16 protein-coding genes are annotated in these 16305 nt (G+C 69.3%); 11 read left to right on the top strand and 5 right to left on the bottom strand.

Going from position 1 to position 16305, the window contains the following annotated elements; translation table 11 throughout:
- Position 1: 1 nt before the first annotated feature.
- Complete coding sequence (locus IPN02_13885; GenBank protein MBK9297893.1) at positions 2 to 313, bottom strand: hypothetical protein; 312 nt, start codon at positions 311 to 313, stop codon at positions 2 to 4.
- Positions 306 to 1283 carry a polysaccharide deacetylase family protein gene (locus IPN02_13880; GenBank protein ID MBK9297892.1) on the bottom strand — a complete coding sequence of 326 codons (978 nt, stop codon included), beginning with the start codon at positions 1281 to 1283 and terminating at the stop codon, positions 306 to 308. Before IPN02_13880 ends, IPN02_13885 begins: the two co-directional genes overlap by 8 nt.
- An 84-nt stretch (positions 1284 to 1367) precedes the next feature.
- On the opposite strand from IPN02_13880, the gene IPN02_13875 reads away from it, so the two are divergent.
- Genes IPN02_13875 through IPN02_13865 form a run of 3 tightly spaced genes read left to right on the top strand, consistent with a single transcriptional unit; the run spans position 1368 to position 3691 of the window.
- Positions 1368 to 1982, top strand: coding sequence for a TetR/AcrR family transcriptional regulator (locus IPN02_13875; protein MBK9297891.1), 615 nt, complete (start codon positions 1368 to 1370; stop codon positions 1980 to 1982).
- 29 nt (positions 1983 to 2011) lie between these two features.
- Positions 2012 to 2500, top strand: coding sequence for an inorganic diphosphatase (locus IPN02_13870; GenBank protein MBK9297890.1), 489 nt, complete (start codon positions 2012 to 2014; stop codon positions 2498 to 2500).
- A 24-nt stretch (positions 2501 to 2524) separates the two neighbouring features.
- Entirely contained in the window at positions 2525 to 3691 is a 1167-nt protein-coding gene (locus tag IPN02_13865) for a beta-lactamase family protein (protein ID MBK9297889.1), read from the top strand.
- 240 nt (positions 3692 to 3931) lie between these two features.
- On the opposite strand, the gene IPN02_13860 is transcribed toward IPN02_13865, so the two are convergent.
- On the bottom strand, positions 3932 to 4597 hold the full coding sequence (locus tag IPN02_13860; GenBank protein ID MBK9297888.1) for a histidine phosphatase family protein: 666 nt from the start codon (positions 4595 to 4597) through the stop codon (positions 3932 to 3934).
- A gap of 162 nt (positions 4598 to 4759) precedes the next feature.
- Here IPN02_13860 and IPN02_13855 point away from each other — a divergent pair, with 162 nt between their 5' ends.
- From IPN02_13855 to IPN02_13835, 5 genes are read left to right on the top strand one after another with little or no spacing between them, the layout of a single operon-like run.
- Positions 4760 to 5833, top strand: coding sequence for a Rieske 2Fe-2S domain-containing protein (locus tag IPN02_13855; protein ID MBK9297887.1), 1074 nt, complete (start codon positions 4760 to 4762; stop codon positions 5831 to 5833).
- A 51-nt stretch (positions 5834 to 5884) separates the two neighbouring features.
- Positions 5885 to 6463: a DUF4395 domain-containing protein gene (locus IPN02_13850; GenBank protein MBK9297886.1), complete on the top strand. Its 579-nt coding sequence runs from the start codon at positions 5885 to 5887 to the stop codon at positions 6461 to 6463.
- A gap of 27 nt (positions 6464 to 6490) precedes the next feature.
- A complete protein-coding gene (locus IPN02_13845) occupies positions 6491 to 8047 on the top strand; it encodes a deoxyribodipyrimidine photo-lyase (protein ID MBK9297885.1) in 1557 nt (518 codons plus the stop codon).
- Between the two features lie 52 nt (positions 8048 to 8099).
- Positions 8100 to 8807: a glyoxalase gene (locus IPN02_13840; GenBank protein ID MBK9297884.1), complete on the top strand. Its 708-nt coding sequence runs from the start codon at positions 8100 to 8102 to the stop codon at positions 8805 to 8807.
- 29 nt (positions 8808 to 8836) lie between these two features.
- Positions 8837 to 9442, top strand: a complete 606-nt coding sequence (locus tag IPN02_13835; protein ID MBK9297883.1) for a hypothetical protein — start codon at positions 8837 to 8839, stop codon at positions 9440 to 9442.
- A 33-nt stretch (positions 9443 to 9475) separates the two neighbouring features.
- Here the strand turns inward: IPN02_13835 and IPN02_13830 are convergent, their stop codons facing one another.
- Positions 9476 to 10108 carry an HAD-IA family hydrolase gene (locus IPN02_13830; protein ID MBK9297882.1) on the bottom strand — a complete coding sequence of 211 codons (633 nt, stop codon included), beginning with the start codon at positions 10106 to 10108 and terminating at the stop codon, positions 9476 to 9478.
- Between the two features lie 16 nt (positions 10109 to 10124).
- Positions 10125 to 10982: a crotonase/enoyl-CoA hydratase family protein gene (locus tag IPN02_13825; GenBank protein MBK9297881.1), complete on the bottom strand. Its 858-nt coding sequence runs from the start codon at positions 10980 to 10982 to the stop codon at positions 10125 to 10127.
- 118 nt (positions 10983 to 11100) lie between these two features.
- Between IPN02_13825 and IPN02_13820 the strand changes: the two genes are divergently transcribed.
- From IPN02_13820 to IPN02_13810, 3 genes are all read left to right on the top strand, one after another.
- The gene (locus IPN02_13820) at positions 11101 to 13647 is read left to right on the top strand and encodes an FtsX-like permease family protein (GenBank protein MBK9297880.1); all 2547 of its coding nucleotides are present in this window, start codon (positions 11101 to 11103) and stop codon (positions 13645 to 13647) included.
- A 112-nt stretch (positions 13648 to 13759) separates the two neighbouring features.
- The gene (locus tag IPN02_13815; protein MBK9297879.1) at positions 13760 to 15364 is read left to right on the top strand and encodes an alkaline phosphatase D family protein; all 1605 of its coding nucleotides are present in this window, start codon (positions 13760 to 13762) and stop codon (positions 15362 to 15364) included.
- On the top strand, positions 15364 to 16302 hold the full coding sequence (locus IPN02_13810) for a purine-nucleoside phosphorylase (protein ID MBK9297878.1): 939 nt from the start codon (positions 15364 to 15366) through the stop codon (positions 16300 to 16302). Before IPN02_13815 ends, IPN02_13810 begins: the two co-directional genes overlap by 1 nt.
- Positions 16303 to 16305 lie beyond the last annotated feature (3 nt).

Here is a 16305-nt window from a genome sequence, read left to right as displayed (position 1 = left end):
CTCAGCCGGCCCGCTGCGCCCGTTCCTCCCGCTCTTCACGGTTGGCGGCGCTCACTCCGTAGCCAACGATCACCGCCGGCACGAGGAACACCGCCGACAAGGCCAGGCAGGTGGTGACGACGACCACCATCCACTCCTCGAAGCCGGTGATGACGCCGATGGCAAACACGACGATGGCGATGAGGATCACCGAGTAGCCGAGGCGCTTGCCCAGGTTGGCCAGCTCCGAGGCCCGGGCTCGCTTGGCGAGCACGGGGTCGGTCGGCGGTACTGGGTCGGTCGGAGGGATTGCGGCGTCGTCGGGATCAGCCATGGGAGAACTCCTTTGGTAGCGAGCCCGGTCGCGGGCCCAGCCAGGTGTGGCGCAACCCGCCGAGCGACGATCCCGCCTGCACCCGCAGCGCCCCACGGCCGGCCCAGGGCCGCGCCCCGGTGACCGTGCCGTCTTCGGCCAGCGAGATCGGGTCGGCCCGACCGGCGCTGGCCAGCGCCGCCACCTCGTCCAAGCGTTCTGCGAGCGGTGCCGCAGCGTTCTGCAGCAGTGCCTCAACCCGGCTCCACGTGTTGCGGCGGCCGGCCCACAGCAGGGGCGCGAGCACCGCCGGAACGTCGGGGATCCGGAAGCGTTCCTCGCCCGGATCGAAGTCATAGGGGTGGCAATACAGAAAGGCAACGCCCTCGTCCGCCCAGCGGGCGAAGCCCTCGCGCACCATCCACCAGGGCGTGGCCCGCAGAAAAGTCCCCCCGCCGAAGTAATAGACGTAGCGCCCGACCCTGGCGAACTCGCCCGAGGTCTCGAGCAGCCCCGAGGGCCAACGAAACGGGTGGGGCGGAACTCCGGGGTACCACCAGAGCGGGTTGCGACGCGACGACACACCCGAGGAGTAGGCGTAGCCCTCCTCGGCGAGGATGTCGGTGGCCCACAACGACTCCCGCACCAGCGAGTACGTCGGGGCCCGGAAACCGATGACAGGGCTACCGCCCAGGTCTTCGAGCACCCCCTTGGCCCGTCGCACGTCGTCGCGGAACCGTTGTGGGGACAGCTCGGGAAGCGGGGTGTGGGTCCACCCGTGCACACCGATCTCGTGGCCGGCAGCAGCGACGGCGGCCACCAGGTCGCCGTGACGCTGAGCCAGTTCCCCAACGAAGTACCAACTGCCGCGCACCCCGAGGCCCTGCAACCAGCCGAGCACCTCCCAGGCCAGCTGCTCGTAGCGCAGCTCCCCCAAGGGGTCGGCCCAGTGGTCCTCCACGTCGATGGTGAAGCTGACTCCGCCGGACACGGTGGCATCGTAGCCCCGATCAACCTCTTCGCCGTCCGCCCCCACCCGTAGTTACCGTGCGGTAACTACAGCTATCCTGAGGCCATGCGCCTTCCCGCCGCAGCCCGCCGCCGCCAGTTGTTGGGCGTGGCCCTCGATATCTTCGGCGAGCGGGGGTTTCATGCGACCTCGATGAACGACCTCGCCGAGGCGGCGGGCGTCACCAAGCCGGTGCTCTACCAACATTTCTCCTCCAAGCGCGAGCTGTTCCTGGAATTGCTCGCCGAGATCGGCGCCGACCTGTCCAGCGTGATCGCCAAGGCGACAGTGGACCAGTCCTCCACCCGCCAACAGCTCGAGCATGGCTTCGACGCCTACTTCGCCTGGGTCGACCACAACCGGGCGGCCTTCGATCTGCTCTTCTCGGCCGGTACTCGGCGCGAACCCGACTTTTTGGCCGCAGCACATCGGGTGGAGGATGCGATTGCGGACCTGGTGGCCGACAACATCGTGATCAGCGGCCTCACCCGCGAGCGTCGCGTGCTGCTCGCCCACGGCATCGTCGGCATGGCCGAAAGCACCTGTCGGCGCTGGATCGCCAAACCCGCCAGCATCGACCACGCCGAGTTGGCAGCGCAGGTGTCCGAACTCGTCTGGTTTGGCCTGCGCGGGATCCGTGCGGCCGAACTGCCGGACCACCCCGCCGACCCCCGGCGTTGAGCCGAGAGACAAAGCGCTAGGTTGCACCGGTGACTGACGAATGGTTCGAGGTTGTCGTCGAGATCCCCCGGGGGTCGCGCAACAAGTACGAGATCGATCATGACACCGGCGACGTCTGGTTGGACCGACTGCTGTTTCAGGCGACGGTCTATCCGGTCGAGTACGGGTTCTTTCCCAATACGCTCGCCAACGACGGCGACCCGCTCGATGTGTTGGTGCTGCTCAGCGAGCCCACCTACCCCGGCGTTCACCTGCGGGTTCGGGTGGTCGGCATGATGATGATGCACGACGAGGCAGGCCGCGATGAGAAGATCCTGTGCGTCCTGCACGGCGATCACCGCCAGGATCAGTACAGCGACATCGGCGACCTACCCGAGCATCTGCTGGCCGAAATCAGCCACTTCTTCGAGGTGTACAAGGATCTCGAGCCGGGTAAGTACGTCAAGGTTGGTGGCTGGCACAGCCGGGACGAGGCACTCGCCGTCGTTGCCGAGGCCCAAGCCAACTTTCCGGGCTGACCGCCCACCGCTCGACATGACCACATGCGTGTGCCCATGACCGACGCCGGGCGGACCGCCGCCGATCCCGAGTCGCTGGGCGTCGACCCGGCCGGCCTGCAGCGAGCGGCCGACCGCATCCAGGCAGAGGTCGACACGGGACGACTCCCCGCCGCTCAGCTGGCGGTGGCCCGGCACGGACAACTGATACTCGACGTCAGCTTCGGCTCGGCGACGACCACCGACCGCTTCGTGGTGTATTCGTGCACGAAGGCATTCACCGGCGGGGTGATCTGGCAGCTGCTCGGCGAGGGACGCCTGGCTCTGGACGATCCCGCCGCCCGTTATGTCCCGTCGTTCGGGGCCAACGGCAAGAACGCGGTGACGATCGCCCACCTGCTCACCCACACCGGCGGCTTTCCCCACGCCCCGCTGGGACCGCCGCTCTGGGACTCGGCCGAGGGGCGCAACGAGGCGTTTGCCCGATGGCGCCTGGACACCGAGCCGGGGACCCACTTCGAGTATCACCCGACGTCCGGGCATTGGGTACTGGGGGCGGTGGCCGAAGCGATTCTTGGCCAGCCCCTGGGCGAGGCGATCGACGAGCGCCTGTGCCGACCGCTGGGGCTCACGTTCGGGCTGGGGCAGCCGCCCGAGGCTCAAGGCCCGATCGCCAACCCGGTCGCCGTCGGCGAGCCGCCCTCCCCCGACGAGTTGCGGGCGGTGTTCGGCACCGACAGCTTCGACCTGGGCGAGGTCACCCCCGAGGTGCTCACGATGTTCGCCAAACCGGGGGTTCGGGCCGTCGGCGTACCCGGTGCGGGCGGCGTGGCCACCGCCGCCGACCTGGCTCGCTACTACCAGGCGCTGATGGCCAACCCCGACGGGATGTGGGATCCCGAAGTGCTTCGCCTGGCCACCCAGGAGATCCTCGTCAACTTGCCCGACCCGATGCTCGGCTTCGCCGCCAACCGGTCCGCCGGGCTGATCATCGCCGGGGACGACGCCAACTTCACGCTGCGCGGCTTCGGCGCCGGCTGCTCACCACGGACGTTTGGGCACAACGGCGCCGGCGGCCAGATCTCCTGGGCCGACCCCGACACCGGCCTGTCGATGGGGTTCGTCACCTCGGGCATCGACGCCAACAACCTGCGCGAGGCGCGACGCACCATATCGATCGCGTCGAAGGTGGCCGACTCGGTCTCTGGCTGACGCGATGCGCCCAGGTCCAGGCCCGTCACCCCGCAGGCCGACGACGACCGCTACCCCGGCCGCCGACGCCCACACCCGCCGGTGCCAGCGAGCCGGAAACAGCTCGGTGTCGAAGGGCTGGACCGGCCAGAAGTGGTTACTGCGACCGCGGCGCTCGGATCCGGTGAGGCCGACCAGCAGGTAGGCCGGCCACCCGAACAGCAGGGTCCGGGCGATGCCCAACCTCACGGGTGTCGGCGCTCAGTACGTGACGTTGTAGCTGCGCAGCCAGCGACGCCCGTCGGCGAGCAGCACGAACTCGGACACCGAGCCGTTCTCGGCACCCTTGAACGCGAAGTTGGATGCCCCGGTCAGGTCGGCCAGCATGCGGGCGATCACCCCGCCGTGGACGACGAGCGCCACCCGCTGGTCTCGCCGCCCCTCGACGGCGGTGGCCAGGCCCCGGGCCAGGCGCTCGGAGAACGCCTCCTCGGCCTCTGCGCCGGGGATCGTGTCCCAGCGCTCGAGGAGCATCGCCGCCTTGACCACCGGATCGCCCGCCGCACCGGCCTCGCGCAACAGACCTCCCTCCAGCTCTCCCACATACACCTCCCGCAGGTCGGCCAGGGCGATCGGGGTGAGGCCCAGACGCTCCGCCAACGGCTCGGCGGTCTGCTGGGTGCGCACCAGCGTCGACGTGTAGATGGCATCGATGGGCCGCTGACCGGGCTCGCACAGGGCCTCGGCCGTCCGCTGCGCCTGCTCTACGCCGATCGGGTCGAGCGCCGGGTTGCCCTGACCGGCGAACATCGGGTGGCGTTGCCCCGGGATGACCGGGGCGGACGCGCCATGGCGGATCAACGTCACGGTCACCGAACCGGGCGGTGGCACATAGGGGCGCTGGTGGATCGGCGACGACTCGGTCATGGCATCGTTTTTAGCCGCTTACATCCGCACCGAGCGGCGAGACATCGGGAACACCAACCGGTTCGGAGGCGACAACACGGCCCCGAAGCCCTAGAATGAGAACACGTTCTAGTTTTGCCGACCTCGTTCCTGGCGACGCCCAGGGCGCTCGAAGGAGACAAGATGGTCACCGGACCCATTGCCACGACCCGTTCACCGTTCCCGGTGCCCTACGGCTGGTTCACCATGGCGTACTCCGAGCAGCTGAAGATCGGCGACGTCGTCCCACTCGAGTACTTCGACCGCCACCTGGTGCTGTGGCGCGACAACGACGGCGAGGCCCACGTCAACGATGCCTTCTGCCCCCACCTGGGCGCCCACCTCGGGCACGGTGGCGTGGTCGAGAACTGCGAGATCGTGTGCCCGTTCCACGGCTGGCGGTTCGACGCTGAGGGCCACAACACCAACATCCCCTACGCCGATCGGGTGAACAAGCGGGAGGTGGCGACCCCATACCCCACCGTCGAACGCAACGGCGCCATCGCTGCGTGGTATCACCCCCACGACGAGCCCCCCAGCTTCGAGCTCCCCGAGGTCGAGGAGTTTGAGAACACCGAGGAGTGGACCGAGCCGATCCGCCGCTCGTTCACCATCGAGGCGCCGTGGCAGGAGCTGGCCGAGAACGGTGTTGACGCCGCCCACTTCCGCTACGTCCACAACACCGAAATGGTGCCCGAGCTCGAGCGATACGACACCGACGGCTATCGCAGCACGATGCGCTCGGCCCAGAAGTTCCCGACGCCGCGGGGCGTCGTCGACGGCCGGATCGATTCCGACAGCTGGGGCCCGGGCTTCTCAATCACCCGGTTCAGCGGCATCATCGACACGGTCCTCATGGGGTGCAACACACCGATCAGCGCCAACAAGTGCGAACTGCAGTTCAGCTTCGTCACGCGCCGCATGGGCGACGCCAACTTCGAATCGACCGTTGGCACCGCTTTCGCCGACGAGGTGTCCCGCCAGGTGGTCGAGGACAAGCCGATCTGGGAGAACAAGGCCCACCTGGTGCGGCCGGCGTTGGCCCCCGGGGACGGCCCGTTCATGAAGTTTCGCAAGTGGGCCAGCCAGTTTTACGTCGAGCCGACGGAGTCCGAGGCGATGGTGTTCCCGCCGTCGGGCTCGTTCCCGGCCGAGGACGAGCGGGAGCTGACCGCCTCGAAGAAGTTCGGTACCCCCGACCCGGCGTTCAAGCAGTAGCAAACCGAGGGCAATACCCGACCACCTTGGTCAACTAGGTAGGGTTTCGAGGTGCGATCCCTCTTCACCTTCCCCGACCCGGTCGACGAACTCGCGGCGCGCAGCGTCGCCACCGGCGTCTTCGCCCTCACCGGCCTGATCATCGTCGGCACCGCCGCCGGGTTTACCGGCGCCAAGTGGATGGTCATCCCGCTGGCACTGGGGTTCTGGGCCCGGGTGCTCACCGGCCCCACCCTCAGCCCGCTTGGCCAGCTCGCCACCCGGGTGGTGGCTCCCCGTCTACCCGGCTCACCACGGTTGGTGCCCGGCGCCCCCAAGCGCTTTGCCCAGGGAATCGGAACCGTCATGTCGAGCCTGGCTGCCATCGTTTGGCTGGGATTGGACTGGAGCGGGGCCGGCTTCGCCCTGGTTGCGGGGATCGCCGTCGCCGCCGGACTTGAAGCTGGGTTCGCGCTGTGCCTCGGGTGCGTCGCCTATGGACGATTGGCCAACGCCGGCTTGTTCGCCGCGGCAGACTGCCCGGAATGTGCCGACATCTCTCTCCGACCGACACGAACCGGACGCGTCCGCCCGGCGCAGGACAGCCCACTGCGCCAGGCGCAGGACAGGGCACCGGCCTCCCGCTCCTGACCAACAAGCGCTGCGAATCGGCCGCTCGTGGTTGAGGGTGGCACTCCCCAGGACCGCGCAACCGGCGGTGGCGCGCCCGAGCACGGCATGGTCGACCACGGCGTGGTGTGGTTTCGCAAGGACCTGCGGCTCGTCGACAATCCGGCCTGGGATGCCGCCGTGTCCAAGTGCCGCCGAATCACGGCGTTGTTCGTGGTCGATCCGGCGATCGTCGAACCTGCCGGCCCGTACCGCCTTGCCCAACTGAGCGCGCACCTGCGCGCCCTCGACGAGGAGCTCGCTTCGGCGGGCGGCCAGCTGTGGTTGCGGCGCGGTGACCCGGCCTCCGTCGTGCCCCACGTGGTCGGCGAGGTGGAGGCGGGCGCACTGTACGCCAACGCGGACGCCGCCCCGGGTAGCCGCCGTCGCGACAAGCGGGTCCACCAGGCGCTGGCCTCGACACCAGCCGCCCGCCACCATCGCAACGAGCCTGTGCCCTTTCACACCTACTGGGGCACGTTGGTGCTTCCGCCGCTGTCGGTGACGACGAACGACGGCGGGGTGTCCAAGGTGTTCACGCCCTTCTACAAGCGCTGGCGGGACACCCCGTGGGACGCCTGGCCGGAGCGCAACCCCCTCGCCGAGGACACACCGCAGGTGACCCGCCCGCCGTCACAAGCGGCCTGGGGCGCCGGCGAGACGATGGCGATCGACGATCTTCCCCATGCCGGCGACGTCCCGCATCACTCCGGCGGATCCCAGGCGGCGCTTGGTCGCTTGGGCGCCGCCGTTCAGCGTGCCCCCCGCTATCGGGACGAGCGGGACCGCCCCGACCTGGCGACCACGACCGAGCTGTCGGCCGACCTGCACTACGGTACCCTGTCACCGCGACGCGCAGCGTCGGCGCTGGGGCACGCCACCGGCGGTTCCGACTCGGAGGGGCCGCCAGCGGACGCTGTCGAGGGCGGCGCAGCGATCGTCCGCCAGCTGGCCTGGCGGGACTGGTATGCCCACCTGCTGTGGGCCCACCCGCACCTGACCGACCGGGCGATGCGTAGCGAGTACGACCGGCTGCCCTGGCAGAACGATCCCGACGAGTTCGACGCCTGGTGCCAAGGGAGGACCGGGTTTCCAATCGTCGACGCCGGCATGCGCCAGCTGGCCGCCTCCGGCTGGATGCACAATCGGGTGCGAATGATCGTGGCGTCATTTCTGGTCAAGGACCTGCTCGTCGACTGGCGCCTGGGCGAAGCCCACTTTCGCCGCCTGCTCGTCGACGGTGACACCACCCAAAACGTCGGCAACTGGCAGTGGGTGGCCGGCACCGGCCCCGATGCGGCGCCCTACTTTCGGGTCTTCAACCCGACGACCCAGGCCGAGAAGTTCGATCCCCGCGGCGAGTTCGTTCGATCCTGGGTGCCCGAGTTGGCCGGTCTGCCACCGAAGTGGATCCATCGCCCATCGGAGGCCCCGGCCGGGGTGTTGGCCGATGCCGGGGTTGAGCTGGGGACGACCTATCCCCTGCCGCTGATCGACCACGGCGATGCTCGTGAGCGGGCCCTGGCAGCGTACGGTCAGGCCCGAGGCGACACCCCGTCGAAGTGACCGGGAGTGCACGGCACGGCCCCAGCCCACCCGGCCGATAGCGTCGGCGATCATGGCGGCCGAACCGACCTTGTGCACCCTTCATATCGGCGATGATCCAACGACCTGGCGGGCCGCCGGATTCGACGTCAGCCAACGGTCGACAACGATTCCAGCGATCCAGCTCGGCGCGGTGAGCATTCAGCTGCACGGCGCCGACGGGCCGCGCGGCCTGCTGCGATGGGACCTTGTTCTGCCCGAGCGGTCGGCTTCACAGGCCGACTCCCCGCCATCCGCATCCGCCGGTGGCGACCTCGATGGGTTGCCGACCGCATGGGTGGCCGACACCCCAGAGGCATCCCTCGCAACCCACCCCAACCGGGTGAGCTCGATCGACCACATCGTCGTCAGCTCACCAGATGTCGATCGCACGGTGCGCGCCCTGACGACTCACGGCTTCCGGGAGCGCCGCCGACGCACGACCGGCCGCTACGGCGAACCGATGGTGCAGGTGTTCTTCTGGGTCGGCGATGTGATCCTGGAGCTGGTCGGGCCGACCGACGTGCCGGCGGATCCCGGCGGACCCGCCGCCTTCTTCGGGCTGGCACTGACCAGCGCCACCCTCGAGGCGACCGCCGTCGGGCTCGGCGACCTGCTGGGCCCACCCCGCGAGGCCGTACAGCCCGGACGTTTCATCTCCACGCTGCGGCTCGACCGGGTGGGCGGGTCGGTGCCGACCGTCATCATGAGCCCGCACCCGGGCGACCCCGCATCCGCCTGAGGGGCGCACCGGCAGTAGGGTCGCCTCCGATGCTCGATCATGTCTTCACCGACGCCATCGGTGCGCTCCGCGATGCCATGGAACGGGCAATGCTGGAACGCCAGGCCTTCGAGGAGCGCTTTCAGACCGACATCCTGCTCGGCGACGTGAGCTGGGAGACCTCCTACGGGTTGCCCGGGGAGGGCACCCCCCCGCGTATCCGCGCCGACATCTCGTTGGATTGGCCGACGTGGAGCCAGACCGCCTACCGCTCGTGGTACATCGACGAGGATCTGACCGAGGCGCCGAGCATCGAGATCGAGGTGTCGTTCCGCATCCAGCGCATGTCGGAGACGCCCGACCTGGCCAGCCTGCTGGCGGCCCTGCCCGAGGACAGCCCCAACGTGGGCCCCGAGCGGCTTCACCGTGAGGGGCCGACCACCGAGGCATTACACGACAGCCACCTCACCAGCACCGAGTGGTCGGTCGAGGTGTCCTACGAAGGGGTCTACGAGCTCGACGAGTCCACCCTGGCCGACGGCTCGGTCCTCGACGACCACTTTGGTGCCATGGGCGGCTGGGTGGCGTCCACGCTGGTCAAGCTCGGCGACCTGACCTTCAGCTTTCTGCCCTCGAACGACATCGACCTGCCCTGAGCGGACCCGCCGGACCCAGCGGCGCCGCCATCCTCAGCTGAGGACCGCATCGACGAACTCCTCAATCGTCTCGACGGTCATCGTCGGCGGGGCCAACTCATCCGGCCAGGGGTCGGGCCCCCGCATCCACGCGCCGTTCAGCCCGACGCGGCGCCCACCTTCGATATCGAAGTGCGGGTGGTCGCCGACCATCCAGCCATCGAGCGGGTGGCCGCACAGCTCGGCGGCCAGCTGGAAGATCTCCGGTTCGGGCTTGCGGGCACCGACCAGCTCCGACACGACCACCGCGTCGAAGTGCCCGGCCAAGCGAGCGGCGTGGATCTTGTCCCACTGGCCGGGGGGCCCGTTGGTCACCAGGCCCAACACCCAGCCCGCATCCGCCAGCCGGGTCAGGGCGACCCCAACCGAGGCGTCGACCTCGATCGACGCCACCCAGTGCGCCTCGCGGTCAGCGGCGATCGCCGCCTCGGCCACGTCGAATCGCTCGGCCGCCAGCGGCATCCAGCGGTTCTTGTCGCCGTAGCCGTTGCCGTCGACGTCGATCAGCCACTCGAGCGCACCCGGCGCGTCGATCTGTTGCCGCTCCAACATGCCCGACGCCCAGCGGGCGAACATCGCCCGGCGGTCGATCAGCGTGTTGTCAAGGTCGAACAGGCCCAAAGTCATCGCAGCATCCGCTGTGTCACGGACGCGGGGGAAGGTCTTCGAAGACTCCCGGGCGTTTCTCGGCCTTGGCAGCGAAAGCCTCCATCATGTCGCCCGGCTGAAACATGCCCGATTGCCACCCGGCGATCTGATGCAGCGCGTCGGCGGTCGAATGGTCGCGTGCGTAGCTGATCGCCTCCTTGGTGCCCCAGATCGCCAGGGGCGACTGGGCGGCGATGCGCCCGGCGATCTCGAGCACGCCGGCGATCAGGGCGTCGTGGTCTGCGAAGACCTCGTTGAAGAACCCCACCTCGCGTGCCCGCTCCGCCGGCACGCGGTCGCCGGTGTAGGCCCACTCGCGCGCCACCCCGTCGGGGATCAGCTTGCCCAGGCGCTGCAAGGTGCCGACGTCGGCGGTCATACCGATGTTGATCTCCTGGATACACACGAAGGCATCCTCGGTGCCGTAGCGGCAGTCGGCCGCCGACACCATGTCGACCGCCCCGCCGATGCAGCCGCCCTGCACGGCTGCCAACACGGGAAAACGAGCCTCGGCCAAAGCGGTAAAGCTGGCCTGGAGGTGCTGCACCATCAGCCACAGGCTGGAGTTGCGCCGGCCCTGCTCGGTAGCGCCCGAGGCCCCGCCCAGTCCGCCGTCGGTGAACACCGCCAGGTCCATCCCGGCGGAGAAGTGCTTGCCGGTGGACGACAACACCATGACGCGGGTGGTGCCGGCGGCATCGAGCGCCCTCACGATGGCGGGAAGCTCGGTCCAGAACGCCAGCACCATCGAGTTGTAGGCGTCCGGGCGGTTGAGCTGCACGTGGGCGACGCCATCGGCGAGGCTCACGTCGAAGCACTCCCAGGCTGTGTCCACTGGGGGAACGGCCTCCATCGGCGATTCTCGATCGGTCGGTGTTGCGGTCACGGTGCGGGGCTCCTCTGGTTTGAACGACGCGGTGGATGCGGACGCGTCGTCACGGTACCCGGCCAGCGGCTGACAAACTGGCGAGGTGATACTTCGGCTGACCCTGCGGAGCGCCCGAGCCCACATACTTCGGTTCCTGCTCACCACCTTTGCGGTGCTCATCGGCGTCACCTTCATCACGACGGCCTACGGGCTGGCGGACCAGCTGCGGAGCATCCTCGACGAGGAGACCTCCGGCGCCGGCGCGCTGGGCGACGTCGGCGAGATTCCCGGTGCCAATCGGCTGTTGTTCGTGTCACCCGAGCTCACGTCGTTCGGATTCGGCGGCTCGCTCGATGCTGCCCTGGTCGACGAGATCGACGGCATCGACGGCGTCGCATCGGCGGTCGGGCAAAGCCAGCGTGGCGTCGCTTTCGGCGTGCCAGGGCGTCGCGTCGACGCCCTGGGGGCCATACAGAGTTCGGCCACCACCTCCGCCTTCGACGAGGCCCGGTGGAAGCTCACCTCCGGCACCGCCCCCAAAGGCCCCGATCAGTTGGCGGTCAACAGCGACGGTCTCAGCGCCGCCGACGCCCAGGTGGGCGACACGGCCTCGGTGTTTCTGCCGACCGGGCGACGGGACATGACCATCACCGGGGTGGTTTCGTCGGTGACCCCGGAGTCCTCCAGTTTGTTCACGTTCACCTCGGCGGTCGCCGTGTTCGACCCGGCGGTCAATGCCCAGCTGTTCGGCGGCGGCAACCGGATCGACAGCATCCTGGTGGCGGTCGCCCCCGATGCCGACGTCGCCACCGTCAGCTCGGCGATCGAGGCCAACCTTCCCTCTGGCATCACGGTCGGCGACGCCGAGGACCTCACCGGCCAGGTCGTCGGCCTGATCAACACGATCGTCGACGGCATCGAGACCGGCATGTTGGTGTTTGCCGGCATCACGTTGTTCGTCGGCACGTTCCTGGTGGCCAACACGTTCTCGATCGTCGTCGCTCAGCGCACCCGGGAGCTGGCGGTGCTGCGGGCGGTCGGCGCCGGCCGGCGCCAGGTGTTCGTTTCGGTGCTCGGTGAGGCGGCGGTGATCGGGTTGATCGCCTCGCTGCTCGGTTTGGCCGCAGGGCTGGCGCTGTCCACGCTTGCGGGCTGGGCGATCGATACCGACCGAGGCTTCGAGCTGATCGTGTCGGGTCGCACCGTGGGCATCGGGTTCGGTATCGGCCTGGGGGTCACGCTGCTCTCGGCGCTGTTCCCGGCGCTCAAAGCGATCAGGGTGTCACCGGTGGCGGCGATGCGCGACACCGAGTCCGACCCGTCGCGTTCGGGGCTCTCGGGCCTGTTGATGGGCCTGCTCGCACTGGGTGTGGGCCTCACCGGCATCGTGATCGGCTTGGGCGGCGGACGGTCGACCCCACAGCGCATCGCTCTGATCGGCGGCGGTGCGATCGTGATGTTCCTGGCGCTCGCCGCGCTGTCGCGGGTGATCGCTGCGCCAGCGGTGCGGCTGATCGGAGCACCGCTCGGTTCCGGCCCGGTGCCGACGCTGGCCCGCACCAACGCCGCCCGCAACCCCAAGCGAACCGCCACCACCGCCAGCGCGCTGATGATCGGGCTGGCGCTGATCGCTTTGGTGGCCACCGTGGGCCTTTCGGTCCGTCAGAGCCTCGAGAACCAGCTGCGTAACAACACGACCGCCACCTGGTACCTCGTCCCCAACCAGTTCGTGCCCCCGGACCCGGCTGCCATCACCGACGCGCTGAGCGGGGCCGAAGGCGTGGCCGCCGTCGTGCCCAGCTCGTTCGCCAACGCCACCGTCGAAGGACCGGCCGGGAAGACGACGGGGGTGGCGGTCGCCAGGCTGAGCGAGGTGGGTGAGGTGTACGACCTCAACATCACCGACGGCCCCTCCGACGGCGGGGTATGGCTGTCGAGCGACGCTGCCGACAACCAAGGCGTCGGCCAGGGCGCCCGGGTCACCGTGTCCACAGGAACCGGCGCCGAGACCACCGCCACCGTCGGGGCGATCTACACCCGCACGGCGGCGCTGAGCGACATCATCATCGACGAGCGGGTCGCCGACGAGGTCGGCGCACAGGCTTTCGTGCAGGCCATTGCGATCAAGGCAACACCCGACACCAGCCCAGCGGCACTGAAGGCGTCGATCGAGCCGGTGGCCGCCGACTTTGCCAACGCCGAGGTGATCACCCCCAGGCAGTTCGAGGAGAGCCAGACCGGCCCACTCGACATAGCGGTGAAGGCCGTTGCCGCACTGCTGTTGGCCTCAGTGTTGGTCGCCGGGCTGGGCGTGGCCAACACCCTTGCGCTCTCGGTCTACGAACGCACCCGCGAGATCGGCCTGCTGCGAGCGGTGGGCATGACGCGCCGCCAGATCCGCAAAACGGTTCGGCGTGAGGCGGTGATCACCTCGGTGTTCGGTGGGCTGCTCGGCGTGGTGGTCGGTACTGCTCTGGGCTCGGCAGCGGTCAAGGTGCTGCCCGACTCGCTGTCGAACACCCTGGTGATCCCATGGCTGTGGATTATCGCCTGCATCATGTTCACGATGCTGATGGGCCTGCTCGCCGCGCTGTGGCCCGCCTGGCGGGCGGCGCGTATGAACATGCTCGATGCGATCTCCCACGAGTAGCTGATTGCAACGACCGGCCTCCCCCGAAGCACTTGCCGGCCCGGCGCTGTGGGGCGCTGCGTTGGGATGCTGTGCTGAACTGAGCCCCATGTACACGGGTGAACGTCCAGCGGTGCTCGAACGTGCGGCCACCCGGCGCCGGTTCCTCCGCGGCGCAGCGCTGATCGGCGCTGGCGCGCTGGGGGCGGCATGCAGCTCCGACGACGGTGGCGACGGAGCGTCCGCCGAGTCTGTGGCAGCCACCACCCTGCCGCCGGTCCCCGAGCTCGAGGGCGACCCGTTTGCCCTCGGGGTCGCCTCCGGAGATCCGAACGACACGTCGGTTGTCCTGTGGACCCGGGTGGTCATCGATCCCGCCCGGACAGACGGGGGTGTCGGCGAGGCTCCGGTGCCGGTCGCCTGGGAGCTTGCCGGCGACGAGGCATTCGACCGGGTGGTCGCTTCGGGCACCGAGGTGGCCCGTGGCGAGTCCGCCCACTCGGTGCACGCCATCGCCGACGGGCTCGAGCCGGACGGAACCTATTGGTATCGGTTCTCGATCGGCGAGACCATCTCACCAGTCGGTCGCACCCGCACCATGCCGTCGGCCGGAAAGCAGCCGGCGTCGGGCCAGTTCCGCTTTGCCCTGGCCACCTGCCAGGACTTCCAGGGCGGCCGCTACGCCGCTTGGCGCGACGCCGCCGAGCTGGACGATCTCGACGCCGTCGTGTTCCTGGGCGACTACATCTACGAGTTGGAGAACCTCTTCACCGGACCCGACGGCGATACCAGCCGCCAGTACACGTCGCCGGTCCCCAAGGACCTCAAGGGGTTCCGGGCCCGCTACGGCCAGGTGAAGGGGGACGAACAGCTTCAGGCCGCACACGCCGCCGCCCCCTTCTTTGCCACCTGGGATGATCACGAAGTCCTCAACAACTACAACGTGGCAGTCGATCCCGAGCTTCGTGCCGCCGCCTACCAGGCTTGGTGGGAGCACCAGCCGGTGCGGCTGCCGCCACCCGAGAACGGCGAGCTGGCGGTGTACCGCACCCTCGACGTGGGTGGGCTGATCCAGCTGTTCATCCTCGACACCCGCCAGTACTCCGACGAGCCGCCGTGCCCAGGCGACGACGGCCTGGGCACGGTCGCCGACTGTGCCCAGCGCGCCGATGACCAGCGCACGATGCTTGGCGAGGACCAGCGCGCCTGGCTGCTCGACGGGCTGGCGGCGTCGGAAACGACATGGACCGCGTTGGCCAACCCGGTGCTGTTCGCCGGGCTGGTCGCCGGCGAGACCGACGAGGGCACTCCTCAGTTCTACATGGACACCTGGGACGGCTTCCCCGCCGAACGGGCCGCGATCCGTTCGGCGCTCGCCGAGCTGGACAACCCGGTGGTCCTCACCGGCGACTACCACGCCAGCTTTGTGCTCGACGTCAACGGCCCGAGCCCATCCGGCGAGGCGACGGACCCGACTGCCGGCGACACGGTGTGCCCGGAGTTTCTGGTCACCGCCATCAGCTCGATCCTCTTCAGCGCCAACTACAACGATCTCAACCCCCAGGTGCGCTACTTCCAGGCCAAGCACGGCTACGCCGTGTTCACGGTGACCGAGGACCGCTTCGAGTGCGAGTTCCGCTATGTCGACGACGTCTGGGATGCCAACAGCACGATCACGGTCGGTCCGACGTGGGCGGTCGACGCCGGCGAACATGTAGCCACCGAGGTGACCGCCTGATGAGCGCCAGGCCCCAACCGCTCGACGGCCCCTCAGAGCCGTTCGCTCTGGCCGCACGAGCGGCCGAGCAGCTCGCCGGTCGGCTGGGTCGCGACGACCACCGGTTGGCGCTGTGGCTGGGCTCGGGTTGGCAGCGAGCGCTCGACGAGCTGAACGTCACCGCCACCACGTCCACCGACGAGCTGGCCGGCTTTCAACCGGCCGGCGCCATGGGGCACGGCTCGGAGGCGCACAGCGTGCGGGTCGACGCCCCCGAAGGCGAGAGCCTGCAGGCGCTGGTGTTTACCGGTCGCACCCACCTGTACGAGGGTCACGGCCCTGCGGCGGTGGCGCACGGCGTTCGCACGGCTGCGGCGGCCGGTTGCACGGTTGCGGTGCTGACCAACGCCGCCGGGTGCCTGCGAAGCGGCGATGCGGGGGCGAGCGATGGTGGCCCCGACGGCGCAGGCGCAGCGTGGCCCATCGGCAGCCCGGTGCTGATCAGCGACCAGCTCAACCTCACCGGTGCGTCGCCACTTACCGGCCCCCTCCCCCCACCTCCGCACGCCTACCGCCACGTCGACCTCACCGATGCGTACCACCCCCGCCTGCGCGGCCTGGCCCGGAACGTTGCGCCCGACCTGCCCGAGGGCGTGTACGCCGGCTTCCACGGGCCCGAGTTCGAGACACCGGCCGAGATCACTGCGGTCGGGCGAGCCGGCGCCGACCTGGTAGGACAATCGACCGTGCTCGAGACGATCGCCGCCCGCCAGGTGGGCCTGGGCGTGCTGGGCATCAGCCTGATTACCAATGCCGCCGCCGGGCTGGGGGGAGCGCTGTCCGCCTCTGAGGTGATCGAGGTGGCCGGCGCCGCCGCTCCCAAGTTGGCCCGCCTGCTCGCCCGGGTGCTCGCAGCACTGGCCGCCGACACCGAACTGTGGGAAGGCTCTGTTCTGTGAATC

This window comes from Candidatus Microthrix subdominans, from assembly GCA_016719385.1.
GTDB lineage: Bacteria > Actinomycetota > Acidimicrobiia > Acidimicrobiales > Microtrichaceae > Microthrix > Microthrix subdominans.
The sequence above is the reverse complement of the archived record's forward strand: the minus strand, read 5'-3'. Positions and strand labels throughout refer to the sequence as shown.